The 23045-nt window shown below is 63.7% G+C and carries 28 protein-coding genes; 15 read left to right on the forward strand and 13 right to left on the reverse strand.

Going from position 1 to position 23045, the window contains the following annotated elements:
* The first annotated feature begins 94 nt into the window (after nt 1-94).
* The gene (locus tag ABIB91_RS01190; protein ID WP_007602541.1) at nt 95-529 is read left to right on the forward strand and encodes a hypothetical protein; all 435 of its coding nucleotides are present in this window, start codon (nt 95-97) and stop codon (nt 527-529) included.
* Nucleotides 530-544: 15 nt separating this feature from the next.
* Here the strand turns inward: ABIB91_RS01190 and ABIB91_RS01195 are convergent, their stop codons facing one another.
* Together ABIB91_RS01195 and ABIB91_RS01200 are read right to left on the reverse strand one after the other, a co-directional pair.
* Nucleotides 545-1747, reverse strand: coding sequence for an FAD-dependent monooxygenase (locus ABIB91_RS01195; protein WP_354158972.1), 1203 nt, complete (start codon nt 1745-1747; stop codon nt 545-547).
* A 19-nt stretch (nt 1748-1766) separates the two neighbouring features.
* A complete protein-coding gene (locus ABIB91_RS01200) occupies nt 1767-2012 on the reverse strand; it encodes a zinc-finger domain-containing protein (protein WP_007602543.1) in 246 nt (81 codons plus the stop codon).
* A 304-nt stretch (nt 2013-2316) separates the two neighbouring features.
* Between ABIB91_RS01200 and ABIB91_RS01205 the strand changes: the two genes are divergently transcribed.
* Nucleotides 2317-3453: a hypothetical protein gene (locus ABIB91_RS01205; RefSeq protein ID WP_007602544.1), complete on the forward strand. Its 1137-nt coding sequence runs from the start codon at nt 2317-2319 to the stop codon at nt 3451-3453.
* 34 nt (nt 3454-3487) lie between these two features.
* Nucleotides 3488-4243, forward strand: coding sequence for an alpha/beta fold hydrolase (locus ABIB91_RS01210; protein WP_354158969.1), 756 nt, complete (start codon nt 3488-3490; stop codon nt 4241-4243).
* A 149-nt stretch (nt 4244-4392) separates the two neighbouring features.
* Here the strand turns inward: ABIB91_RS01210 and ABIB91_RS01215 are convergent, their stop codons facing one another.
* On the reverse strand, nt 4393-5355 hold the full coding sequence (locus ABIB91_RS01215) for an AraC family transcriptional regulator (protein WP_007602546.1): 963 nt from the start codon (nt 5353-5355) through the stop codon (nt 4393-4395).
* 214 nt (nt 5356-5569) lie between these two features.
* Here ABIB91_RS01215 and ABIB91_RS01220 point away from each other — a divergent pair, with 214 nt between their 5' ends.
* The gene (locus ABIB91_RS01220) at nt 5570-6340 is read left to right on the forward strand and encodes an alpha/beta fold hydrolase (protein ID WP_354158966.1); all 771 of its coding nucleotides are present in this window, start codon (nt 5570-5572) and stop codon (nt 6338-6340) included.
* Nucleotides 6341-6656: 316 nt separating this feature from the next.
* Here ABIB91_RS01220 and ABIB91_RS01225 read toward each other — a convergent pair whose 3' ends face one another.
* Complete coding sequence (locus ABIB91_RS01225; protein WP_354158964.1) at nt 6657-8015, reverse strand: hypothetical protein; 1359 nt, start codon at nt 8013-8015, stop codon at nt 6657-6659.
* Nucleotides 8016-8290: 275 nt separating this feature from the next.
* Between ABIB91_RS01225 and cysE the strand changes: the two genes are divergently transcribed.
* The 3 genes from cysE to ABIB91_RS01240 all read left to right on the forward strand — a co-directional run bounded on the left by cysE (nt 8291) and on the right by ABIB91_RS01240 (nt 10745).
* Nucleotides 8291-9115 carry a serine O-acetyltransferase gene (cysE, locus tag ABIB91_RS01230; RefSeq protein ID WP_007602549.1) on the forward strand — a complete coding sequence of 275 codons (825 nt, stop codon included), beginning with the start codon at nt 8291-8293 and terminating at the stop codon, nt 9113-9115.
* A 126-nt stretch (nt 9116-9241) separates the two neighbouring features.
* The gene (locus tag ABIB91_RS01235; protein ID WP_007602550.1) at nt 9242-9460 is read left to right on the forward strand and encodes a DUF3126 family protein; all 219 of its coding nucleotides are present in this window, start codon (nt 9242-9244) and stop codon (nt 9458-9460) included.
* Between the two features lie 94 nt (nt 9461-9554).
* Nucleotides 9555-10745 (forward strand): FAD-binding domain, encoded by a 1191-nt coding sequence (locus tag ABIB91_RS01240; protein WP_354158961.1) that lies wholly within the window; start codon nt 9555-9557, stop codon nt 10743-10745.
* A gap of 157 nt (nt 10746-10902) precedes the next feature.
* On the opposite strand, the gene ABIB91_RS01245 is transcribed toward ABIB91_RS01240, so the two are convergent.
* A complete protein-coding gene (locus tag ABIB91_RS01245; protein ID WP_354158959.1) occupies nt 10903-11610 on the reverse strand; it encodes a hypothetical protein in 708 nt (235 codons plus the stop codon).
* Nucleotides 11611-11832: 222 nt separating this feature from the next.
* Here ABIB91_RS01245 and ABIB91_RS01250 point away from each other — a divergent pair, with 222 nt between their 5' ends.
* The 5 genes from ABIB91_RS01250 (at nt 11833) to ABIB91_RS01270 (ending at nt 14603) form a co-directional block, all read left to right on the forward strand.
* Nucleotides 11833-12162 (forward strand): DUF6949 family protein, encoded by a 330-nt coding sequence (locus tag ABIB91_RS01250; protein ID WP_007602553.1) that lies wholly within the window; start codon nt 11833-11835, stop codon nt 12160-12162.
* Between the two features lie 89 nt (nt 12163-12251).
* Complete coding sequence (locus tag ABIB91_RS01255) at nt 12252-12782, forward strand: gamma carbonic anhydrase family protein (protein WP_354158956.1); 531 nt, start codon at nt 12252-12254, stop codon at nt 12780-12782.
* 126 nt (nt 12783-12908) lie between these two features.
* Nucleotides 12909-13196, forward strand: coding sequence for a hypothetical protein (locus ABIB91_RS01260; RefSeq protein ID WP_354158954.1), 288 nt, complete (start codon nt 12909-12911; stop codon nt 13194-13196).
* The gene (locus tag ABIB91_RS01265; protein WP_354158952.1) at nt 13197-13850 is read left to right on the forward strand and encodes a HAMP domain-containing protein; all 654 of its coding nucleotides are present in this window, start codon (nt 13197-13199) and stop codon (nt 13848-13850) included.
* A 36-nt stretch (nt 13851-13886) separates the two neighbouring features.
* Complete coding sequence (locus tag ABIB91_RS01270; protein ID WP_354158950.1) at nt 13887-14603, forward strand: PAS-domain containing protein; 717 nt, start codon at nt 13887-13889, stop codon at nt 14601-14603.
* 31 nt (nt 14604-14634) lie between these two features.
* Here ABIB91_RS01270 and ABIB91_RS01275 read toward each other — a convergent pair whose 3' ends face one another.
* Nucleotides 14635-14850 (reverse strand): hypothetical protein, encoded by a 216-nt coding sequence (locus ABIB91_RS01275; protein ID WP_007602555.1) that lies wholly within the window; start codon nt 14848-14850, stop codon nt 14635-14637.
* 92 nt (nt 14851-14942) lie between these two features.
* On the opposite strand from ABIB91_RS01275, the gene ABIB91_RS01280 reads away from it, so the two are divergent.
* Together ABIB91_RS01280 and ABIB91_RS01285 are read left to right on the forward strand one after the other, a co-directional pair.
* On the forward strand, nt 14943-15245 hold the full coding sequence (locus ABIB91_RS01280; RefSeq protein WP_007602556.1) for a hypothetical protein: 303 nt from the start codon (nt 14943-14945) through the stop codon (nt 15243-15245).
* A 103-nt stretch (nt 15246-15348) separates the two neighbouring features.
* A complete protein-coding gene (locus tag ABIB91_RS01285) occupies nt 15349-15711 on the forward strand; it encodes a hypothetical protein (RefSeq protein ID WP_354158947.1) in 363 nt (120 codons plus the stop codon).
* Between the two features lie 174 nt (nt 15712-15885).
* On the opposite strand, the gene ABIB91_RS01290 is transcribed toward ABIB91_RS01285, so the two are convergent.
* The 6 genes from ABIB91_RS01290 to ABIB91_RS01315 form a co-directional block, all read right to left on the reverse strand.
* The gene (locus ABIB91_RS01290; RefSeq protein WP_354158945.1) at nt 15886-16380 is read right to left on the reverse strand and encodes a hypothetical protein; all 495 of its coding nucleotides are present in this window, start codon (nt 16378-16380) and stop codon (nt 15886-15888) included.
* A 176-nt stretch (nt 16381-16556) separates the two neighbouring features.
* The gene (locus ABIB91_RS01295) at nt 16557-17288 is read right to left on the reverse strand and encodes an aspartate/glutamate racemase family protein (RefSeq protein ID WP_354159295.1); all 732 of its coding nucleotides are present in this window, start codon (nt 17286-17288) and stop codon (nt 16557-16559) included.
* A 20-nt stretch (nt 17289-17308) separates the two neighbouring features.
* Nucleotides 17309-18187 carry an ABC transporter permease gene (locus ABIB91_RS01300; RefSeq protein WP_354158943.1) on the reverse strand — a complete coding sequence of 293 codons (879 nt, stop codon included), beginning with the start codon at nt 18185-18187 and terminating at the stop codon, nt 17309-17311.
* 3 nt (nt 18188-18190) lie between these two features.
* Nucleotides 18191-19150 carry an ABC transporter permease gene (locus ABIB91_RS01305; protein ID WP_354158941.1) on the reverse strand — a complete coding sequence of 320 codons (960 nt, stop codon included), beginning with the start codon at nt 19148-19150 and terminating at the stop codon, nt 18191-18193.
* A gap of 4 nt (nt 19151-19154) precedes the next feature.
* Nucleotides 19155-20444, reverse strand: coding sequence for an ABC transporter substrate-binding protein (locus ABIB91_RS01310; RefSeq protein ID WP_007602563.1), 1290 nt, complete (start codon nt 20442-20444; stop codon nt 19155-19157).
* Between the two features lie 42 nt (nt 20445-20486).
* Nucleotides 20487-21473, reverse strand: a complete 987-nt coding sequence (locus tag ABIB91_RS01315) for an ABC transporter ATP-binding protein (RefSeq protein WP_027567792.1) — start codon at nt 21471-21473, stop codon at nt 20487-20489.
* A gap of 265 nt (nt 21474-21738) precedes the next feature.
* Here ABIB91_RS01315 and ABIB91_RS01320 point away from each other — a divergent pair, with 265 nt between their 5' ends.
* Nucleotides 21739-22443, forward strand: coding sequence for a GntR family transcriptional regulator (locus ABIB91_RS01320; protein WP_219683845.1), 705 nt, complete (start codon nt 21739-21741; stop codon nt 22441-22443).
* A gap of 18 nt (nt 22444-22461) precedes the next feature.
* On the opposite strand, the gene ABIB91_RS01325 is transcribed toward ABIB91_RS01320, so the two are convergent.
* Complete coding sequence (locus tag ABIB91_RS01325) at nt 22462-22671, reverse strand: hypothetical protein (RefSeq protein ID WP_007602565.1); 210 nt, start codon at nt 22669-22671, stop codon at nt 22462-22464.
* Nucleotides 22672-23045 lie beyond the last annotated feature (374 nt).

The following is a 23045-nucleotide window of genomic DNA, read 5'->3' on the forward strand; positions in this document are numbered from 1 at the left end:
TCCTTAGGCGAGCCGGCCGCACAAGGCAAAGCCTCAATCCGGACATCTGTTGTTGCTTTAGGCATTCTCAATCCACGGGGACTATTCATCCGGCATGGCTGCTTTGATCCGATATCGCCTGCGCACGTGCTGCGTGGCCGTCGCGCTGCTCGCGGCCGGCTTCGCACTGTCCGGCTGCGCAGGCATCAGCGAGACGGTCGCTCCGGCCTTTGCCGATCCTGCCAGGTACGAATTGTACGATTGCAAGCTGCTCGAAGCCGAGCGCAAGGGGCTCGCTAACCGCACCGCTGATTTACAGAGGCTGATGGACAAGGCACAGACCGGCGCGGGCGGCGCCGTCGTGTCGGAGCTTGCCTATCGCAATGACTACGTCGCGGTGCGCGGGCACGCGCAGATGGCCGATGACGCTTGGCGCCGCAACAAGTGCCGGGAAACGCCCCCCGAGGCGACGCCCGCCGCTGCGCCGGCGCCCGCAGCCAATCCTGGCCCGATCAAGCCTGCCCCGAAATCGACAAGAGCAGTGCGCTGAAACCGGCGCCTCGCATCAGGGTCGCCAGCCGTAAATCCAGTCCTGCCGTGCCAGCATGCGTTCCGGGCCGAGGGCGCGCACCGCAAGATCGCGCGCGAACGCGAGCGGCCCAGTGAAATGATAGATGCGGCCCTGCTGCCGCGCGGTCCGCTGCACCCGCCGCACGCGCGCCTGGCGCGTACGGCCGTATTGTCTCAGCGCAGCTGTGATGCCAGCGGTGCTCTCGGCGACCTCAAGGCTCAAATGCTGCGCGAGCACCGCGGCGTCCTCGATCGCCATGCCGGCGCCCTGGGCTGCAAACGGCAGCATCGCATGCACGGCGTCGCCGAGCAGCGCGACCGGGCCGTTGCTCCAGGGGCAGTTGTCAGGGACGCCGAACAGCGCCCATTTCCGCCAGCTATCGACCGTGGCGAGCATCATGCGCGCCGCTGGCGGCCAGCGCGGCGCGGCGAAGGCGTCCATCACCTCGCGGGGATCGCCGGGCGTGCTCCAGCCCGGTCTATTCCAGGTGCCCGGCAGCACCGCGACCACGTTGATCTGGCGTCCGCCCGCGATCGGGTAGGCGACGAGATGGGCGTTCGGGCCCATCCAGAGCTGGACCCGGCGCGCGGTGTAGTCCTTCGGCAGCTGCGTGGCATCTAGCGTGCCGCGCCAGGCGATCAGCCCCGAGAAGTGCGGCTGCACCTCGGGAAACAGATGCTGGCGCACCGTCGACCAGATGCCGTCGGCGCCGATCAGCGCACTGGCGAGATCGCTGCGCCGGATCGTGCCGCTGCGATGGACGACCGTCAGCCCCTTGGCGTGAGGCGCGACGTCTTCGAAGGTCGCGCCGAGTTTCAGGTCGATATCGGGATGGTCGGAGACTGCGCCGGCGAGTGCGGATTGCAAATCGGCGCGGTGCACCACCCAATAGGGGGCGCCGGCGCGCGCGGCGGCGGCTTCTCCCAGCGGCATGCGCAACAGCTCGCCGCCGGCCCGCGCGCTCATGATCGAGACCGCCTCCGGGATCACGGCGCGCAGCTTGAGGCGCTCGGTAAGGCCGAGCTCGACCAGCACGCGGCTGGCATTGGGAGAAAGTTGCAGACCGGCGCCGACTTCCTCGAGCCGCTCGGCCTTTTCCAGCACGACGATGCGGAAGCCGCGTGCCGCGAGCGCAAGCGCAGCCGTCAGTCCACCTATGCCGGCACCGGCGATGACAATCGTTCGGGAGAGCGCCACCCCTGACCGATGGAAGCGATCAGGCCACCTTGTCCTTCAGGACGCATTCCGGCGGACGGGCTTCGCCCGCCTTCAGGTCGGCGGCGAAACGGTACAGCGTCGAGCAGTAGGGGCAGATGATCTCGTTGTCGTTGCCGAGGTCGAGGAAGACGTGCGGATGATCGAACGGAGGGTTGGCGCCCACGCACATGAACTCTTGCGAGCCGATCTCGATGACGGGGACACCGGCATCGTTGTGGAAGTGCGGGACGACATGGTCGGACATCGTACTCATCCTGGAGTGGCAATGGCGGCAGACACAATCACGACTGACGCGGCATTATTAAGGCGCCGCGGACCATACTGGCGGGTGTGGATGATTGCTAGTCCAGCGGAACCGAAAGCTCCGCAATGCCCCATGCTCATTTGCTCATGCAAATTCGACACAATCTTGCGGCCTGAGAGAAGCCCTTCTTTCGTCGGGGACGTTGTGTCGCAATTTTGGCATACTATGTCTGTGGACGAGCGTAATTGCGACGAAAGACCAACTGTTAGGCGTCAACGATCTCAGGACCGTCCAGGCTCTCCGCATGAAGTGGTTGCGAATCAGCACAGCGTTGACCGGTATCGTGGCTTGCGGCTTCATGCTCGCGCAGGTAGCACCGCCTGCCCGCGAGGCCGGGGCGATTCTGGCCGCCCAGGACGATCCCGCCGCGCTCTCCGAGATCAAGCTCGACGCGCTGCTGCGGCACAATGACCGCATGATTCAGGACAACATCGAGGCCGCGCTCGCGTCGGGCGATGCCGATCTCGCCGACAGTTTTGTCGCGCTGGCGCGCGACCGCAACATCGCGCTGCCTGACGACCTCCTGAGCCGTGTCAGCGACGCGGTCAAAGCCGAAAATTCCACCTCGCATGTCGCAAAACGGTTTGCCACGGGTCTCGTCACCGGCAACGCGGACGATGTTGCGAGCCTGTCGGGGACCGTGGCCGGCGATCTCTTCGTCATCGGCGACATCAGGGATGTCGTGCGCGAGGGCAAGCACCTCGCCATGGGCGAGGAGACCGATCGCCTGGTGCTGGGCCTCGCGGCCGCGGGTCTCGCGGTCACGGCCGTGACCTACGTCTCCGTCGGCGGTGCCGCGCCGGTTCGCGCCGGGCTGACGCTGGTGAAGGACGCGCGGAAGGTGGGCCGGCTCGGCGAGGGACTGGCGGCATGGGCCGGCCGGTCCGCGCGCGAGGTCGTCGATACGCCGATGCTCCAGAACGCGGTTGCCTCCGGCTCGGTGCTGCGGCCGGGCCAGACCTTGAGCGCGATCAAGGCCGCGTTCCGCGCCGAGAAGGCCGGCGCGCTGGTTCGGCTCGGCAAGGATGTCACGCGCGTCGTCGAGAAGACCGGCACGCGCGGTGCGATGGATAGCTTGCGCATCGCCGAAGGTCCGAAGGACGTCGCACGCGCGGCGCGGCTCGCGGAAGCGCAGGGCGGCAAGACGCGCGCGATCCTGAAGCTGCTCGGCCGCGGCGCGCTGCTGCTGATCGGCGGGGCGTTCAATCTCGCACTCTGGCTGTTCGGTGCGGCCTTGACGCTGTTCGGCCTGTTGTCCTCGATCAAGGCGACCACGGAGCGCCTGACCCAGGCCTGGTGCGATCGCAGGCGGGCGCGGCGACTTCGCCAGGCCCGGATCGCTGCCGAAGCCGTTCTGGCAAGCGCTGCCGTCACCGCCTAAGATACCTCTTCCCCTCAAGATTGCGGAACTGATGATGCCGAGCTTTCACAACGGCGCCGTTGAAATTGCCTATCTCGACGAAGGCGAGGGCGATCCGATCATCCTGGTGCACGGCTTTGCCTCCAGCAAGAACGTGAACTGGGTCTATCCGACCTGGGTCTCGGAGCTGCGCAAGAACGGCCGCCGCGTCATTGCGCTCGACAATCGCGGCCATGGCGAAAGCGCCAAGCTCTACGAGCCCGCGCAGTACTCGATCCCGACCATGGCCGGCGACGTGCTCGCGCTGATGGATCACCTTGCCATCCCGCAGGCCGATCTCATGGGCTATTCGATGGGCGGACGGATGACGGCCTGGCTCTCCCTCAACGAGCCGCAGCGCCTGCGTTCGGCAATCCTCGGCGGCATCGGCATCGGCGGCCTGATCGACGGCACCGGGCCGGGCGAGAACGTCGCGAAGGCGCTGGAAGCGCCCGCGCTCGACGACGTCACCGATCCCGTCGGGCGCACCTTTCGTGCTTTTGCAGACCAAACCCGTTCCGACCGCAAGGCGCTGGCCGCCTGCCTGCGCGGCACGCGCGACCTCATGACGAAAGAGCAGGCCGCACGCATCGACGTGCCCGTGCTGATCGCGGTCGGCTCGACCGACGACGTCGCGGGATCGGCCAGCGCGCTCGGCGCGATCATCCCGGGTTCGGAAGTGCTCGACATTCCGAACCGCGATCACATGCGCGCAGTCGGCGACAAGGTCTACAAGACCGGCGTGCTGGATTTCCTCTCACGCAGGAGCTGAGGCGATGAGGCGGTTTCAGCTATCCTGAAATGTCTCGTTACAATGGGCCATCCACTCCCTTCGGGGCAACCGTCCATTCCTCTACGCAGGCACCGGGGTTCGCTAAGCGCGCATATGAGACTCAGCTCGAAGCCACAGCCTTATCCAGGTCAATCGGATACTTGCAATTCCGATCCGTCCAATTGCGCACGGCCTCCGTCGGCGCGTCGCGCAGCCCGGTAACGGCCGGGCGACTGACCAATGTGCCGGTGAAACAACTTCGAAAACGCCGCTGCAGTCTCGTAACCGACCCGGTTGGCAATCCGTGCGATCGGCTCGTCGCTGGTTTCGAGCAGGAACGCCGCCTCCGTCATCCGGCGTTCGATCACATAACGTTGCATGGGCTGGCCCACGAGCCTGGTGAAGCGCGCCGAAAATGCCGAGCGGCCGAGCCCGACGCGACGGCCAAGGTCGCTCAGCGTCCAAAGCTGCTCCGGACTTTCGTGAATCAGCTTCAGCGCGGGTCCGATATGGGGGTCAGAAATGGCCCCGATCCAGCCGCCTTGTCCGGGGCTGAGAGACGCGATCCAGCTTCGCAGCACCTCGACGAAGAGCACTTCCGTCAGTCGTGAAAGCGCGACGCCTTGGCCAGGACGCTCGAGCGCGGACTCGCTCATCATGCGGCGCAGGATGGCTTCAAGCCAACCACGGTCCGACGTCGGCTTCAGCAAGAGCACGGGTGGAAGCAACTCCAGCACGCTGCCAAACGTCGGCCGCGACACCGTGAAATTGCCGCAGAGCATGGTCGAGAGCGGCTTTGCACGGCTGCCGTGGCGAAGGAAGCCGAGGCGTGGCGACGACCGTTCGATATCCACGATGCGCAAAGGCTCGGCCCGGCGATCCGAATAAAACACATGGGGCTCGCCACGTGTGATGACGACAAAATCGCCCCCGGTGATCTGGATTTCCTCTCCCTGTTCGAGCGCGAGGGTCGCTGAACCTTGGCTGAGATAGTGAAACAGGGCGTAGGGGCGCGCCGGCAACTCAAGATGCCAGGGATGGCCGAGCTCGAAGTGAAAGAGCAGCGTCCCGCCGAGACGAACCCGATCGAGCACCTGGGTAAGTATATCCATCCACCGAGACTAGATCCATGGACGATCGGACACAAGACGCGGACGATTGGTCCCTATCGTCCGATAAGGTCCATGGAATACGTCATGCCACGGCGGGCCGACGTGACGTGCGGCAACCATTTCGCCAACGGCAGATGGAAGAACCGCGACCTTGCTGGAAACGCCTCTCCATTCCCCGGACTGTTTTCGTCCGACATGCCAACAGGAACAAACAATGCGAACTATTCTCCTCTCAGCCGCCACCGTCCTCCTGGTCGGAACGACATTGGTCGGAGCCGTACATTCCGCCGAACTGCCCAAGGGGGCAGCCCACAATATCGTGCTCGTGCACGGCGCCTTTGTAGACCAGACGAGCTGGCAGCCGGTTGCCGATATTCTCACGAAGAAAGGCTACAACGTCACGCTCGTCGAAAATCCACTCACTTCGCTCGCCGCCGACGTCGATGCAACCAAACAGGCGCTCGCGAAGCAAGCCGGCAGGACCGTTCTGGTCGGCCACTCATGGGGCGGCGTGGTGATCACGCAAGCCGGCAACGATCCCAAGGTTTCGGCGCTGGTTTATGTGTCCGCCTTTGCGCCGGAGATCGGTGAATCCCTGGCGTCGCTGACGAAGGCCGGTCCGCCGACCGAAGGCGGCAAGGCGATCCACCCCGATGCGAAGGGCAATCTGTACATCGATCCAAAGGTGTTTCCGTCAGCCGTCGCGGCTGACCTTCCTCCGGAGATCGCCGCGCACCTGGCCAACTCGCAGCTTCCGCTGAACCACGTTGCGTTCGAAGCTCCGGTCGACGTTGCGGCCTGGCATGACAAGCCGAATTTCTACGTCATCAGCACGAAGGACAAAGTCCTCGCGCCCGAGGCCCAGAAGTCGTTCGCAGCCAGGATCCATGCTCAGACGACGGAAGTCGCCGGCAGCCATGCCTCGCTCGTCGTCCATGCGAAGCAGGTCGCTGAGGTGATCGAAAAAGCCGCCCTCGCGAAGTGACGGTGCCGCTCCCGGCGCTTTGGCGCCGGGAGCCCGCACGCTTCCGCTCGACCATTTTGAGCCAGGCATCCGGAGAATGACATTACCCAACTCGACATGGCGACTGGATGCACAGCTTGCAGCAGTTACGGAGGACCAATGACAATCGCTAAAGTCGAGGTCGAGCGTTTCAGCCTTAGGGGCTCGAAGCCATTCGACGTTGTCGCGGCAGCGTTCAAGTCGGCAGTCGGGCAACCCGACATGGTCGAATTTTCAAGGAGACGAGGGCGACGAATTCGTTCCAAGAACTGGAGCGCGATAGCGCTTCACCCCAATCTCACCGCGCTTTACTGTCTTCCCCAAGACGACGTGCCAGCGCCATTAGCACGGTGAAGGTCGCGACCCACGCCATCCGCGCGCCGTAGCGGTCGTGCGGGCCCGAGATCACGCCGCAGATGAAGGCGTTGCCGAGCAGCGCCAGCGTCACGGTTGCCGCCAGCAGCGTCAGGTCGTCGAGCCGGCGGATCGCGAGGGCATGCGCAAGCAGCGCGACAAGCGCCAGCATCGAGGCCAGCGCGACGGGCACGTGCAGCCAATTGACATAGTCGAAATCGACGCCCCAGTGCTGCTGGCGCGCGGCGCGCATCGGCGCGGCCTGCGAGGGGATATAGCGTTCGATGATGCCACGGGTGTGCGGGATCCAGCCATTGGTGCCTTCGCCGGTCGCCACATGCAGCAATTGCTGGCCCAGCGCCCGCAACGCCGCGCCGGCCTGCCAGGCCGGATAGTCGGCGAGCGAACCCACGACGATGATGCCCATTTCGTCGTTCATGCCCTCGAAGCGGCCAAGCGTGTTGAACATGCTCTTGCCCCACAGAAATTCATCGGCGGTCGCCGGCAATTGGTCGCGATAGGGGCACAGCTTGAGCTTTTCGCGCGGGCAATGGTCGTTGAGATAACGCGCAACGATGCCGTCCTGCATCATGCGGCCGAAGGCGACGCCCGTGCCGCCGGGGGTCCAGGCCCATTTGCCTGACAGCGCATGGTTGGCTGACACCAGCATCAGCCCGCCCACGACGATGGTCAGGCTCGCCTGCGCCAGTCCTGCGACGGGCAGACGCGCGCGCAGGAATGGCCGCATGATCCAGCCGGCAACGCAGAGACCGAGCAGCACGCCGAGCGTGGCGCTGTGGGTCGCAGCGGCAAAGGCGGTGAACAGGAACAGCGTGATCTTTTCGAGCGCGGAGGTCCGCTGTCCACCGATGACCAGCAGGAATAGCGACAGCACCGACAGGCCTGCAAAGATGTCGGTGAGCAACATGCTCGCAAGCCAGGGCAGCGCAGTCGACAGGATCAGAAGCAGGCTGATCGCGACGAAGCGGAACGTCTGCATCATCGAGAGCACGCGCAAGGTGAGCTGCAACAGCCACAGCGTCGCCAGCGCCTGGGCCGCGAGGTTGATCCAGAATCCAGAACTCTCGCCATAGTGCAGATAGATGCCGAACACCGTGGAGCGGCTCGGGACGAGATAGCCCTCGTACCAGCGCGCCAGATAGCCTCCGGTATCCCATTGCAACAGCGGATAGCCGTTCCAGAACGCCGGCGCGATCAACAGGAGCGGTAGGGCGACCGCGGCGAGCCGCAGCCAGAGTGAGCCCGCGGTGCCCGCGCGCAAATGATCGGTGGTGATGGTCAAATCCGCTCCGTCCTCACTCGGACCATGCCCGCAATCACGGTTGAGGCGGAATTCACCAATAGTTTGACGCCGCCCGGCTTGAATTTGGCGAAACCCTGACCATTTTGAGCCGACCTTGCCGCCCGGGGTGTCGGAAGAAACTGTTGTGATTCAACGCGTTGGCATGCCCCCGCTGGGCAACGCACTGTTCACTCTCAGGCAAGCCCGTCAGGACTTTGTCGCCTAGACTGTGTTATAGAACCATCGAAACGAGCCAATTCGAAAGAGCAGATCTCATGGCAGTGCATCAGGTCAATCCGGGAGGAAAGCTCGCAACGCTCGATCCGATCTGGGATCGGATCCGCGGCGAAGCGGAGGACATCGTCCATCGCGAGCCGGAGCTTGCGACCTTCATCTATTCGACGGTGCTGCATCACAGCCGCCTGGAAGATGCTGTCATCCATCGTGTCGCCGATCGGCTCGATCATTCCGCGCTGTCGGGCGATCTCGTGCGCCAGACCTACGACGAGGCGCTACGCGATGATCCCGATCTCGGCAACGCGTTCCGCGCCGATCTCGTCGCCGTCTATGACCGCGACCCCGCGACCTCGCGCTTCATCGATCCCTTGCTCTATTTCAAGGGCTTTCACGCCATCCAGACCCACCGCCTCGCGCATTGGCTCTATCTGAAGGGCCGCAAGGATTTTGCGTATTATCTGCAGAGTCGCGCGTCTGCGGTATTCCAGACCGACATCAATCCCGCCGCGCGCATCGGCCGCGGCATCTTCCTCGACCACGCCACCGGCTTCGTCTGCGGTGAGACTGCGCTGATCGAGGACGACGTCTCGATCCTGCATGGCGTCACGCTCGGCGGCACCGGCAAGGAGAACGAGGACCGTCATCCGAAGATCCGCCACGGCGTCCTGATCGGGGCCGGCGCGAAGATCCTCGGCAATATCGAGATCGGCCATTGCGCGCGCATCGCGGCGGGCTCGGTCGTGGTCAAACCGGTGCCGCACAACGTGACGGTCGCAGGCGTGCCCGCCAAGGTCGTTGGCGAAGCCGGCTGCGCCGAGCCGTCGCGCACCATGGATCAGATGATCAACGCCATGGGGCTGTGAGCCTGAGGAAGAGGGCCGGATTTTCCAGCCCTTTTCGTTCCCAAATTCTTTGGCAATTCATGCTGGCGGTTGGTCGCGTCTCGTCCTAAAACCCGCGCCAACCTAGATTTCGATTGGAGACTTGCCGTGGACGTCAAGGAAGTTAGGAAGCTCGACGCGTATCTGAAGCGCGTATTCGGCAATCCCAAGATCCGCGTCGTGCCGCGGCCTAAGAAGGATGATTCCGCCGAAGTCTATATCGGCGAGGAATTCATCGGTGTGCTCTTCGTCGACGACGAGGACGATGATCGCTCGTTCCAGTTCCAGATGGCGATCCTCGAGGACGATCTCGTCGACCAGGAGTGATGCGACGCGATTGGTGAGGCGGAACTTCCCGCCCTCACCATTTGGTGTCTGACGTGGCGGTGCGATCGGCCGCCGCTTTTCCCATATTCCTTCCATGCGAACAGTTCTGATCTCCGGGGCGGGGATTGCAGGGCCGACGCTCGCCTATTGGCTCAAGGCGGCGGGCTACGCGCCGACGCTGGTCGAGCGCGCGAGCGCACTTCGTCGCGGCGGCTACGTGATCGATTTCTGGGGGCTGGGCTACGACATCGCCGAGCGGATGGGGCTGTTGCCGGCGATCGAAAGCGCCGGCTATCGCGTCAGGGAAATGCGGATCGTCGACGATCGCGGCCGGCGTGTCGCCGGATTTGGTACGAACGTCCTCGACGATCTCACAGGCGGGCGTTACGTCACTCTGGCACGAAGCGATCTGTCGCGCCTGCTGTACGGTACGGTCCGCGATGGTGTTGAAACGATCTTCGATGAGGAGATCGTTGGCCTGGAGCAGCAGCCTGAATGGGTCGAGGTCCAGTTGCGGCGCGGCGGGCGCCGACGTTTCGATCTCGTCGTCGGTGCTGACGGCCTGCATTCGCAGGTGCGCAGCCTTGCGTTCGGCTCGATCGGGACGTTCGAAAGAAATCTCGGCTATGGCGTCGCGGCATTCGAAACCCGCGGCTATCGTCGTCGCGACGAGAATGTGTATCTGATGCACAACCGGCCGGGCCGGATGATTGGCCGTTTCGCGCTGTGCAATGATCGCACCTTGTTCCTCTTCGTGTTTCGCGGCGATGCGGTCGGGCCTGCCGCAAAGGCACAGCTGCGTGATCTCTATCGCGACGCCCGCTGGGAATGCCCAGACATTCTGAACGAACTCGAGCGCGCCGATGATTTGTATTGCGACCGGGTCAGCCAGATCAGGATGGACGGCTGGTCGCGGGGCCGCGTCGTGCTGATTGGAGACGCTGCGTTCTGCGTCTCGCTCGTCGCCGGGCAGGGCTCGGCTCTGGCCATGATCTCTGCCTATGTGCTTGCGGGAGAACTCGCACGCGCCTACGGGCGCCACGAGGAAGCATTCAGCGCCTATGAGACTCGCCTTCGCAGCTATATCGGCGCCAAGCAGCGCGGAGCGGAGCGCTTCGCCGCGGCATTTGCGCCGCGGACGTCATGGGGATTGTGGTTTCGCAATCAGGTCGTGAAGGCGTTCTCGTTTCCCGGTGCGGCGAGACTCGCCATCGGTCGAGACCTTGCCGACAAGCTGGATCTGCCGACTTATCGCTGGAGCGATCACAAGGAGATCGGCGTTTGAATTGCCTGCGGCTTTGAATCATTTTCGAAAAAGACGAATTGTCGGAGGGAGATCGAGTTTTCCCAAGCCGGCTTCGAAAATACGAAGTCATGCCAGGCACTTGGCTACTGTGCATGGGGTTGTTTTCGCAGTTTTTGTTTTGGAGGCTCGGGGCCGCTCAGCCCTTCGGGCCGCGCAGTTGCGCCGTCAGCTTCTCCATCGCTTCCGCCGCATCGCGCCACTGCGATAGCCAGCTGCGCGGAAAGCGGAAGGTGAGGTCGGCGCCGCCGACGCGGCGTTCGGCGAGGCACATGCCGGGCGTCGCCCCATCGCGGGTGCAGCGCGCGGTCAGCGCCGGACTTGCGGCAGAATAGAGATCCTCGCTGCCGTACGGCGTATCGGCGCGGAACATCCGCATCGTCAGCCCGTCCTGGGGCGTTGCCGCGGCCTGGTCGAGATAGCGCGGATAGATCGTGGCGGTGCGCTGCTCGGGCGAGAGCGCATCGCGATGCGCGGCGATCGACAGGAAGATGCGGTCGATCGGCTGCATCGCCGCATCCACGCTATCGGCGGTGACGTGCTTCGGCGCGCCCGGCGGCTCCAGCGAAGGATACAGGAAGTCGAGATCGATCCGCTCCTGCGGCCCGGAGTGGCGCTGGATCTTCATGCGGATCGCGTTGGTCGGCAGGTTGAACAGCGTGCCGCCGACGCTCACCGGCAGCTTGTCCGGGGCGTTCACGCCGCTCGGGCCCCAGGTTGGCCACAACAAATAGGCGACGAGCGCGACGGCGCACACCGCGGCAGTGCCGCCGAGCACGATCGGGATGACGTGTGCCCGGGTGCGCGCCCGGGGAGATTGAGGGGAAATTGCCGAAAACACCGTCATGAGCCGCGCGAATGAGCCGGAAGTCGGCCGATGGCCGACGAATCAGCGGCGAATATGCCACGCGGCTGCGATTTCGCGGAGCGTTCGCCGGCTGCAGGGAAGGGAGACAGGCCTGCGTGGAACGGCCGGCGGCGTTAACCTTCCCTTAAGGATAATGTAGCGTTAACCGGCACTCTTTGTCACAGGAAGTCACCTCGCGTTGCGTAAGGGCGGACCGTTCCGATGACACCTGAAGCTCTCAATACATTCTTCTCGATCGGCATCGGTTTCGCGCTCGCGGGAGCGCTCGTCAGCGGATACCAGACGGTCGCACAGCGGCCCGCCGGCTTCGGTCTGTTGCAGGACGGCGTGGCGCCGAAGACCTTCGCGGCGGTTCCGTTCCTGGTGTTCGCGGCGCCTTTCATCATCATGCGCAACACCCTGCGCGGCAGGCAGGTGGAGAGCCGCCGCGTCGAATTCGTGATGATGGCCACCGTCATCGCCGGCTTCTGGAGTATGATGAGCGGCACCTTCTTCCTGATGACGCTCCGCGCGGCCGGCGTTCTGGTCTGATACGGGCGCTGTAGGGCTGCCTGCGCGGCGGGCCTTTGCGTCAAGGCTGCCGTTTCGCTATGGCTGGGTTGACCCGACAGGAGACCCTCATGGCGATCTACGAGCTCGACGGGCAGGCGCCCGACCTTCCCGCCGACGGCAATTACTTCATCGCGGAGACCGCCACCGTGATCGGCCGCGTGCGCCTGAAGCCCGGCGCTAGCGTCTGGTTCGGCGCGGTGCTGCGCGGCGACAATGAGTGGATCGAGATCGGCGAGGGATCCAACGTGCAGGACGGCTCGACCTGCCACACTGATCTGGGTTTTCCGCTTCAGATCGGCAGGAACTGTACGGTCGGCCACAACGTCATCCTGCACGGTTGCACCATCGAGGAGGGCGCACTCGTCGGCATGGGCTCCATCGTGATGAACGGCGCCAGGATCGGCCGCAACAGCATCGTCGGCGCCGGCTCCGTCATCACCGAAGGCAAGGAATTCCCCGAACGGTCCCTGATCATCGGCTCGCCGGCGCGGGTGATCCGCACGCTCGACGACGCCCAGGTGCAGAAGATGGGCAGCGCGGCGAAGTTCTACGTCGCGAACGGCCCGCGCTTCACGAAGGGCCTAAAGCGGATCGACTGAGATGCACGCAGGCCGTGTGCGGCCGGCATCTGGTTCCGTACCGTAAAAACACCCGCCGGTATTTTAATCCTCCGCTAGCGCCATCATGCCTAACCTGGAGCGTTTTCAACCAGGAGGAGTGGCGCCATGGATGCTGCGGCGCTGGGATCCGGACTCGGCGCCGGAACCAAATTTGTGAAAAAGCTCGTTCGTTTCGCTCGCGGCGCGGATACCCTGAGCGTTGCGGAGAAAGTCTACAACATTGCCGGCTTTCTCGCGATCGTCACCACCTTCCTGCTCGTGATGTCGATCCAGACCGTCCGCCTGCAGACGACCTACCGCCACATGCACGCCTCTTCGGCGGAGGCGGCGATCAATGTCGGGCGCATCAACACGCTGATCTACGCCGTCGTCATGGAATCGCGCGGCATCTAGATGTCCGCCGATCGCGGCGCGATGAAGCAGTTCGCCGACGGTCTGGTGCGCCGTAACCGCGAACTCGCCGAGGCGGTGAAGAGCATGGAGCGGACCGTCGCCGCCGACGATGCCGCGCAAGTCTCGAGCTTCCGCCAGCGCATCGCGCAGTTCATCGAATTTCGCCAGGAGCTTGTTCGGCGCGGGCTGGAGATCAGTCCGGCCGCAGCGCGCGAATGGGGCGATAACGACGCCAACCGGACGCTACGCAACAAGCTCAATCTCGATCTGGAGACGCTGGAACGGATCTACGGGCAGCGCGCCCGCGAGGCGGACGAACTTGCCAACGAGAACCGCTATGCCGCGGCTTATTTGTTCGTGCTCGGGCTCGTGGCGCTCGTTTTCGCGGGGCTGAACGTCGTTGTGATGCGGGGCTCGGTGGTCGGGGCGCTGGCTGAGATCACGCAAGCGACCGACCGCATTGCCGGCGGTGACGTCAAGAGCGAGGTGCCGCATCTCGGCCGTCACGACGAGATCGGTCGTCTTGCGCGAGCCGTACAGAACTTCCGCGATGCGGTGGCGCGGATCTTCGAGCTCGAGGAGATCGAACTCGGCACAGCGCAGGCGCGCGACGCGGCCATGACCGAGCGCGACAAGTTCAACGACAAGTACTAGGCCAAGAAGTGGCAGCTTTCGGCCGCTATCAACAACATGCCGCAGGGCCTGGTTATGCTCGACGGCAAGGCCAATGTGGTCGCGATGAACACCAACTACCGGGGGATCTACAATCTACCCGAGACGATCCAGGCCGGGTCGACGCTCGAGGAAATTCTCCAGCACAGAGTCAGGAGCGGGTTGTTCAGCGGTAACGTCGCGAAATATGTCGCGGCGGTCCTCGACCGGATCACCAAGCGCGAGCCGGCGGTCTACGAGGTCGCCCTGAATGACGGCCGCATCATCAAGATCTACGAGCGTCCGATGGACGGTGGCGGCTGGGTGTCGGTGCAGGAAGACGTCACCGAGCAGCGTCAGCGCGAGCGCATTCTCGAGTGGATGGAGCGCTTCCTCGCCACCATCATCGAGAACGTGGCCGAGGGCATCATCGCCAAGGACGCGCGCAATTTGCGTTACGTCTTCGTTAACAAGGCGGCCGAGAACATGATCGGCATGTCGCGCGGCGAGATCATCGGCAAGACCGCGCGGGAGTTGTTCTCCGCGGAGGCAGCCGAATTGATCGAGCAGCGCGACCAACAGCTTCTGGCGCAGAAACAGCAGCTCGAGCCGATCGTCGATACCATCGACAATGCCGCGCGCGGGCGCCGCGTGATCTCCGCCCGCCGTGTCCAGATCGGCGGCGCAGGGGAAGAGTCCCACATGTTCGTGACCATGGTCGAGGATCGGACCGAGGAGATGGTGGCGGCCGCGTAGTTCAACGGCGCGCGCCTTTCGAAGCGGCGCCTCAGCTTCCCTCGGATTCGCGCGCTTCGATCGCACCCGCGACCCTCTCGTGACCGGCAGCCCACAACGCGTGTTCGTCGCTGCCGTCCGAGTAAGGATTGGCTTCTGCCGGAATGTTTTCGCGCGCGGCGCGTTCGCCCTCTGCAAAAGGATCGCGATCCGTCATCCTGATTTCGCCTCTCTGGTTTGCAGCGTCGAACGCGATCGGCTTTCGCATGATCGTGGCTCTCCCCCTTTCAAGCTGAACTGACGGCAATTGTTCCGGAACCGGTCATCGATGCGGCGGTTGATCGGTAAAGGAGCATTCGAATGGCAACATCGTCCGCAACCTGTTCAATCAAGACCATGATTGTCATCTTCGCCCTTGCCGCGATGCCGGCCGTAGCGTTCGCGCAAGCGAGCGGCGGCGCAGCGGGATCGGCCGGAGGTGTCGCCAATTCTCCGGCTCCGCCGCCCGGGACCAACAGCCTGGGTACGGCGCAATCATCGGGAGCGAATGCCACCTCCGGAACCACCACCGGGACCGGCGCAGGTGGATCCACCGACGCCGCCGTCAACGCCGAGAACCGGCTGCTCGACAAGAAGCTCAAGAGCATCTGCCGCGGCTGCTGACGCTCGCGCGGAAGTGAGGCAGCGTGGCTGTCCGGAATGCCCAGGGAACGCTAGCTTGATCCTGCTTTGAGCGTGGAGCGTGTCCACGCGGAGGATCGAGTGGATGTTACGCAAGATGATGATGGCGGCGCTGGCCGTCGCGATAGTCGGGCTGTCAGCCCCACAGGCCGCCCAGGCGCGGGGCGGTTTCGGCCACGGTGGTGGCGGCTGGGGCCACGGTGGCGGCTGGGGTCACGGCGGCCACTGGCATGGCGGTGGCTTCTGGCCGGGAATCGCCATCGGGGCGGGTATCGCCGGCGCGGGTTATTACGGCGGCTATTACGGCTACGGCCAACCGTATTACGGGGATCCCTATTACTATGGTACCGGCTACGACGATGGTGGCTATGGCGGCTGCTACGTCGTGCGCAAGCGCGTCATGACGCCGTCGGGCTGGCGCATCCGCTCCGTGGATGTCTGCGAATAGGCGGCGGTACCCGTTAAAAAACAAGGCCGTTGACGCAATATACCGTCAACGACCTTGCCAGCCCCGGACATTGAAATCGGCTCACGCCATCCGGTGACGGCGAGCATCGCTCGGAATCATACGGGCGAATGTGATCCAGTTCACAAGTCCAAAAATTTAGGCGGCGCCGGCTGCTCAGCCGCGCGAACGCTTGCGTGCGCTGGCATGGACGGGATGCCGTGCAGGTTTCCTGCGGGTAACCGAGGGAGCCTCCGTCTCGGTCGCCCGGGCGCTCGCAAAGGATTGCCGCAGGCCGTCGATGGACTCGTTGAGTGTCGTGACCTGCTCGGACAGACGCTTGGTGTCGGCCTGCTGGAATGCGAGCAAGCGCTTCATACTCTGGAGCTGGTCCTGCACGACCTGAAGCTGGTCGATCGATTCCTGCTGGGTTGCCTCCAGCCCCTTGGTCTTCTCGACCAGCTGCTCGGACGCCTGTGCGGTCCGAGCCTGAAGCTGCCGCGACGCCACCACCCGGTCGGTCTCAGGGGCTGAGCCGGTATAGGCGCGCCAGATCGCGATCGAGGTCACACCGGCGATCAGCAGGAGGAGGGCGGCGGCGGTCAGCGCGATGGGCTGGGCGCCGAGGCGAAGAAGCGGGTTGGACGGTGCGTCCTCTGCGAGATCGATCATCGCTAACAAAACCCAAATTGAAACTTGATGAGTGGCGAAGACCGGCAACCCTGAGGCCACCGGGTGTCCCGAAAGCGTTACGTTTCGGCAAGGAATGGGACCAAAAAGAGGCTAAGAGCAAAAAAACCAGCAATCAGGATGCCTTAGGGCATCCAAGCGCCCGTCAGAGGCAGAGATCAGGGCTGAAACGGCGAAAACGGACCTGAATAGGTCTTCGATCGGGGCGCCGCATAGGGTCCGAGCCGGGAGGTTTTCAGTCCCAATCGCACCAGTGATTCCGCCAAGGTCACCGCGGCCGCGACGCCGTCGATCACGGGCAGGCCGTGCGTGGCGGCGAGTTCATTGGCGAGATCGGCCATGCCGGCGCAACCGAGCACGATGGCCTCTGCGCGGTCGTCGCGGATCGCGGCCGTGATTTCCGTAGAGATTTTTGCGAGCGCATCGGTGTTGCGCTCCTCCAGCGCGAGCACCGGCACCTCGGCGGCGCGGACGCGGGCGCAGCGTTCGGCGAGGCCGTATTTCCGCAAATTATGTTCGATCGGCACGATGGAAACACCGAGCGTCGTCACCACGGCGAAGCGCGCGGCGATCAGGCTCGCCATGTGGAAGCCGGCCTCGCCAATGCCGATCACGGGTGCCTTTGCCGCGGCGCGCGCGGCGTCGAGACCGGTGTCGTCGAAGCAGGCGATGATGTGCGCATCCGCGCCGTCGCGGTCGGCCTCGCGGATGCAGCCGAGCATGCCGGGCACCGCGAACGCCTCGTCGTAAAATCCCTCGATCGAGACCGGGCCCATCGTGGGCTGGCGCGCATCGATCATCGTGTCGGGCAGGGCGACGCTTCGCGCGGCAGCGGCGATCTTCACCGTCATGGTCGCAGTGGTGTTGGGATTGACGACGTGAAGCCGCATCAGATCAGACAAGCCCCTTTTCAGACAAGCCCCTTGCCGGCGTCCGAGCCTTTGGCCGCCTGTCGCTTGTTCAGCATGTGGATGGTGCCAAGCGCAAGCGCGATCACCGTGAACGACACCGCCGAGATCACGGTGCCGAGCGCATAGATGTCGGGGTTGGTCACGGTGGTGGTGAGGCCCTGGAGATCGAGAGGCAGCGTGTTCACGGCCCCGATCGCCTGGCTGGAACGCGCGAGTTCGTCCCAGGACAGCGTGAAGCCGAACAGGCCGATACCGATCACGGAGGGCAGGATGATCGGCAGCACGACATGACGGAAGGCCTGCCACGGCGTCGCACCGAGATCGCGCGCGGCTTCCTCGAGCCTGGGATCGAAGCGGTTGAAGATCGCGAACATGATGAGCAGGCCGAACGGCAGCGTCCAGGTCAAATGCGCGCCGAGGCCGGAAGTGAGCAGGCCCATCGAGGTCTCGAAATTCTCGTTGAAGGTGCCCTTGATCACATCGTCGATGATGCGGAATTCAAGCGAGATGCCGAGCGAGGTGATGATCGAGGGCACGATGAGGCTCGCGATCGCCGAGTAGAACAGGATGCTTTGCGCCTTGAACTTGCGGCGAAACGCCATGCCCGCGGCGACCGACAGCACGACGGTGACGATCATCACGATAATGCCGAGCAGCAGCGAACGGCGAAAGGCCGCGCCGAGATCGACGATGCCGGTGCCCTGGAACAGTTTTGCGATCCAGAAAGTCGACACACCATTCATCGGGAAGGTGAGGCCACCCTGCGGCCCCTGGAACGACAGCACATAGATCGCGATCATCGGGCCGTAGAGAAACAGCGTGTAGGCTGCGAAGAAGATCGCGAGCACGTAGAAAGAGCGCGGGCGTCCTTCCGTCATGCTCTAGAGCTCCTTCTTGATGTCGACGATGCGCGACATCATGGTGATGATCAGGAACGTGATGACGAGCAGGATCACGGCGTTGGCCGCTGCTGCGGGGAATTGCAGCGCGTTCACCCGCGTCTCGATGATCTTGCCGGCGGCCGCGATCTGCTGCCCTCCCATCACGCCGATGGTGATGAAATCGCCCATCACGATGGTGATGACGAAGATCGAGCCGATCACGATGCCAGGTTTTGCCAGGGGAATGATGACGTTGACGAGCGTCTGGAAACCGGTCGCGCCGGCGTCATAGGCGGCCTCGATCAGCGATTTGTCGATGCGTACCATCGAATTGAAAATCGGCACCACCATGAAGAAGGTGAAGAGATGCACCAGCGCCAGCACCACGGAGAATTCGGAGAACAGCAGCCATTCAACGGGATGGTTGATCAGCCCCGTTTTCACCAAGCCCGAGTTGACAAGGCCATTGCGCCCGAGCAGCGGAATCCAGGCGATCATGCGGATCACGTTGGAGGTCCAGAACGGGATCGTGCAGAGCAGCGACAGTCCCATCTGCCAGGTTTTTGACTTGACGTGGAAGGCGAGGAAGTAGGCGACCCAGAAGCCGATGAATAGTGTGATGACCCACACGAGGAAGCACAGCTTCAGCGTCTTCAGATAAGTCTTGGCGATGGTGCAGAGATCGGGGAGCTGCGCGATGCAGCCCTCGAACGTGTCGGTGTAACCGCGGCCCGAGAAGGCCGGCAGCAACTGGTATTCGTTGTAGTCCCAGAACGAGACGATGACGACGAAGACGAGGGGGATCAGGAAGAAGGCGAGGAACACCAGCATCATCGGCCCGGCCTGAAGCCAGGAGATGAAGGAGGGTGACAGCCGCGCCGCTCTGCTGCGGCGCGCCGTCTCCGATCCCCGGACCAGGTCCGGGGATGCCTGTTGCAGGATGTCCTCTGACGTGTCCATCAAATTACGCTGCGATGAACTCGTTCCACTTGCGCACCATGTAGTCGTTCTCGTCCATCACGGCGTTCCAGCACGCGACGCCGCCCATGCGGTCCTCGTAGGAGCCGCCGTCGCGCACGGCGCCGGCCTTCTCGAGCAGCGAGCCGTCGGGCGCCTTGATGTCCTTCTCTGCCGCCTTGCCTTCCATCCAATAGGCCCACTCGTACGGCTCCATATGCGCCTTCGCGGTGGAGAGCACGGCGGAGTAGTAGCCCTGGCGGTTGAGATAGGCGCCGGCATAGCCGGAAAGGAACCAGTTGACGAACTCATAGGCCCATTCGAGCTTCGCACCCGAGACGCCCTTCGAGACGCAGAAGCCGGACGCCCAGGAGCGATAGCCTTCCTTGAGCGGCTGGAAGGTGCAGGCAATCCCCATCGAGCGGACCTTCGTCACCGCCGGCGACCACATCGACTGGATGACCGTCTCGCCCGAGGCCATCAGGTTGACGCTCTCGTTGAAGTCTTTCCAGAAGGCGCGGAACTGACCGGCCTTCTTGGCTTCGGTCATCACCTTCATGGTGAGATCGATCTCTTCCTTGGTCATGTTGCCCTTGTCGGCATATTTGTACTTGCCGGTGGCTTCCACGACCATCGCGGCATCCATGATGCCGATCGAGGGGATGTTGAGGATCGAGGCTTTGCCCTTGAACTCGGGATTGAGCAGCTCGGCCCACGAGCTGATCGGACGCTTGATGATGTCGGGGCGGATACCGAGCGTGTCGGCGTTGTAGACGGTCGGGATGAGCGTGACGAACTCGGTTGCCGAGGTCGCGAACTTCTTGGAGTCCTTGCCTTCGAGATAGAGCACCTTCCAGGGCGCGGTGCCCTGGCCGCCGATCTTCTTGCCGCCGGGAGTGACGCCCTTGGTGAAGACGGGCGTGATGTTGTCGAATTCCTTGATCTTCCTGGCATCGAGGGCAAGGATGTTGCCCGACGGCACGATCTTCTTCAGCGCGAAATATTCGGTGTCGAGCACGTCGAAGGAGTTCGGCTGGGTCATCACGCGCTTGGTGACGTCGTCGGTGGTCGCGGTGATGTATTCGATCTTGATGCCCGTGTCCTTCAGGCACTGCTTGGAGATCTCGTCGCCCTCGTTCACCGCGGTGCCGAGATAGCGCAGCACCTTCGGCTCGGCCGACATGACGTAGGGAAATCCGGTGATGGCGCCGGAGCCGGCGGCAAGGCCGGCGAGACCCGCGGTGCTCTTCAGTAGCGTGCGGCGGCTAAGGCCCTTCTTCCTGGTCGTTTCGGTCATATCACTGACTCCTCTGTTGCGCATTCCGGTGATTGATCGGCGCTATTGCAGACGTTGCGCCTTGGCGGGATCCCAGGTGGCCAGCACGCGATCGCCCGGCCGGAACTGGTGGACGTCGAAGGCGGCCTCGGGAAGGTGGGAGAACAGGGCGGTCCCGTCTTCGAGCGTGAGCGAGACGGCGATGTAGGAGCCCTGGTACTCGGTCTGGGTCAGCAGCGCCGGCGCGCCGACCGCGCCGTCGGCGATCGGCACGATGCCGAGCTGATCGGCGCGCACGGCGATGAGTTTGCCTGCGTCGCTGAGGACGTTGTGGCCGCCGATGAAGCGCGCCACGAATTCGGTGCGGGGATGATGGAAGATGTCGCGGGCGCTTCCCTGCTGCTCGATCCTGCCCTGGTTCATCACGACGATGTGGTCGGCCAGCGCCATCGCCTCTTCCTGGCCGTGCGTGACCTGAACGAAGCTAATGCCGAGCTCGCGCTGCAGCCGCTTCAATTCGCCCCGCATCTTCACCCGCAGGAACGGATCGAGTGCCGAGAGCGGCTCGTCGAGCAACAGGATCTGCGGCTCGGTGATCAGTGCGCGGGCGAGCGCGACGCGCTGCTGCTGGCCGCCGGAGAGCTGTGCGGGGAGGCGGGCCGCGTAGGGCGTCATCGCCACCAGCTCGAGCAGCTCGCCGGCGCGCTTGTGCCGCGTCGCCCGGTCGATGCCGCGCATTTTCAGGGCAAACGCCACGTTGTCGATCACGGTGAGGTGTGGAAACAGCGCGTAGGACTGGAACATCATCGCCGTACCGCGCTTGGCGGGTTCGAGATCGGTGACGTTCTGCGGGCCCAGGATGATGTCGCCCTCACTGACGGCCTCGTGGCCGGCGATCATGCGCAAGGTCGAGGTCTTGCCGCAGCCGGAGGGGCCGAGCAGGCAGCAATAGGTGCCGGCCGGGATCTTCAAATTTACGGTGTCGACCGCCAGCGTCGTGTCGTAGCGCTTGGTGACGGCGACCAGTTCGAGGGCGGCGGGAGTGGCCATGGCGTGTCCGGGGCGAGGGCGATGCTGCGCCTCTCTCCGCAAGGTCCGTGCCAATCGCGCTTGAATCGTTCTCGGCCGGCTGAATTCCAAAACAGTGCAGCGGAGTCAGATCGTTAGATCGAATCCCTCGGGCGTGGGCGGCTCGTTGCCTTCGCAGCTGCGTGCACACAAAACAGGCGCAGATTGTATAAAGTTTCGCCTGTGATTGGATACAGCTGGTCGATTAGGATTCGACGCCATCTTCGACGATCGAGTCCTCACCCCCATGGCCGCCAAGTCCCGACCGAAATCCGACGCGCCAGATGCGAGCGATCGCGTCAGCCGCATCCGGGAAGGCGTGACCGCGGCGATCCTCGAGCATCGCCTGCTGCCCGGCACGAAACTCGGCGAGGATGAGATCGGCGAGATCTACGGCGCGAGCCGAACGCTGGTTCGCACCGCGCTTCAACAGCTCGCGCATGAGGGCATCGTCAACATCGAGAAGAACCGCGGCGCCTTCGTCGCGCGGCCGACGCCTGCGGATGCCCGCGAAGTGTTCGAGGCGCGCCGCCTGATCGAGCCGACGATCGTCGATCACGCCGTTGACGCGGTGTCGCCGGCCTGGATCGGGCGTCTCCAGCGCCATCTTGCCGAGGAACGCGAGGCAGAGCTGCGCGGCGATGCGCGTGCTTCGGTCCGCCTCTCCGGCGATTTCCATCGACTCGTCGCCGAGATGAGTGGCCACAGCATCTATCTCGGTTTTCTCAAGGAGCTGATCGCGCGCTCGTCGCTCATCATCCTGCTCTACCGCCGGCACGACACGCCGGCCTGCGGCACCGATCATCACGCCGGCATCGTCGCTGCGATTCGCAAATGCGACAGGGAAGCCGCGCGCGCGCAGATGTTGTCGCATCTGAACGAGATCGAGGCCGAGCTGTTCCTGAAGGATCCAGCCGACGAGTTGCGGCTCGCGGACGTGCTGGGCGCGTGAGCAAGCTGCGCCGGCGGCTTATGGCGACGGAGATCCTTCGTTTCGCCTGACTATCTTCAGCACCAGCAAACCTGCGCCAAGAACCAGGAAGAGAACGCCGAAGAAAGTCGTGCCGCCGGATTCGAAGGTTACACCGACCGCGGTCAGCAGGCATCCGAGGATGATTGCGAAGAGCCCGCCGAGCTTCTTGACCAGCAGGACATATCCGTCACTCGTTTGTGCTACCATGTTGAGCCTCGTTCACTTGATGTAGGGCTGTCCTCGCGTCTCCCTTCGCCCATGACCCTCTCGCGTAGCCCGTGGCCGATCGTATTCCAGCGCACGGGTATTGCAATCTCGCGTTGAGAGTTGCTCTTCGCTCTTTTGATTTGAGTTCGATGCAAGCGCGACAGTAGCGCTTACACACGTGCCGAAAATTCCCGGCGTTTTGTGCAGTCATCCATGTCTCATAGAGTCGTATGGCTGAAATGCAAAATCGCCTTATGGTTGTAAATTGACTCGCGGCGATGATGGGAATCAGCTGAAGCGTGAGCGTCGAGTTCTAGAACGGAGCCGACATCAGGTGAATCCGTTCTGCGGAGTGCTGCCATGGCGCGAGCTCT

The sequence above is a fragment of the Bradyrhizobium sp. JR4.3 genome (assembly GCF_040547695.1).
Lineage (GTDB): Bacteria > Pseudomonadota > Alphaproteobacteria > Rhizobiales > Xanthobacteraceae > Bradyrhizobium > Bradyrhizobium canariense.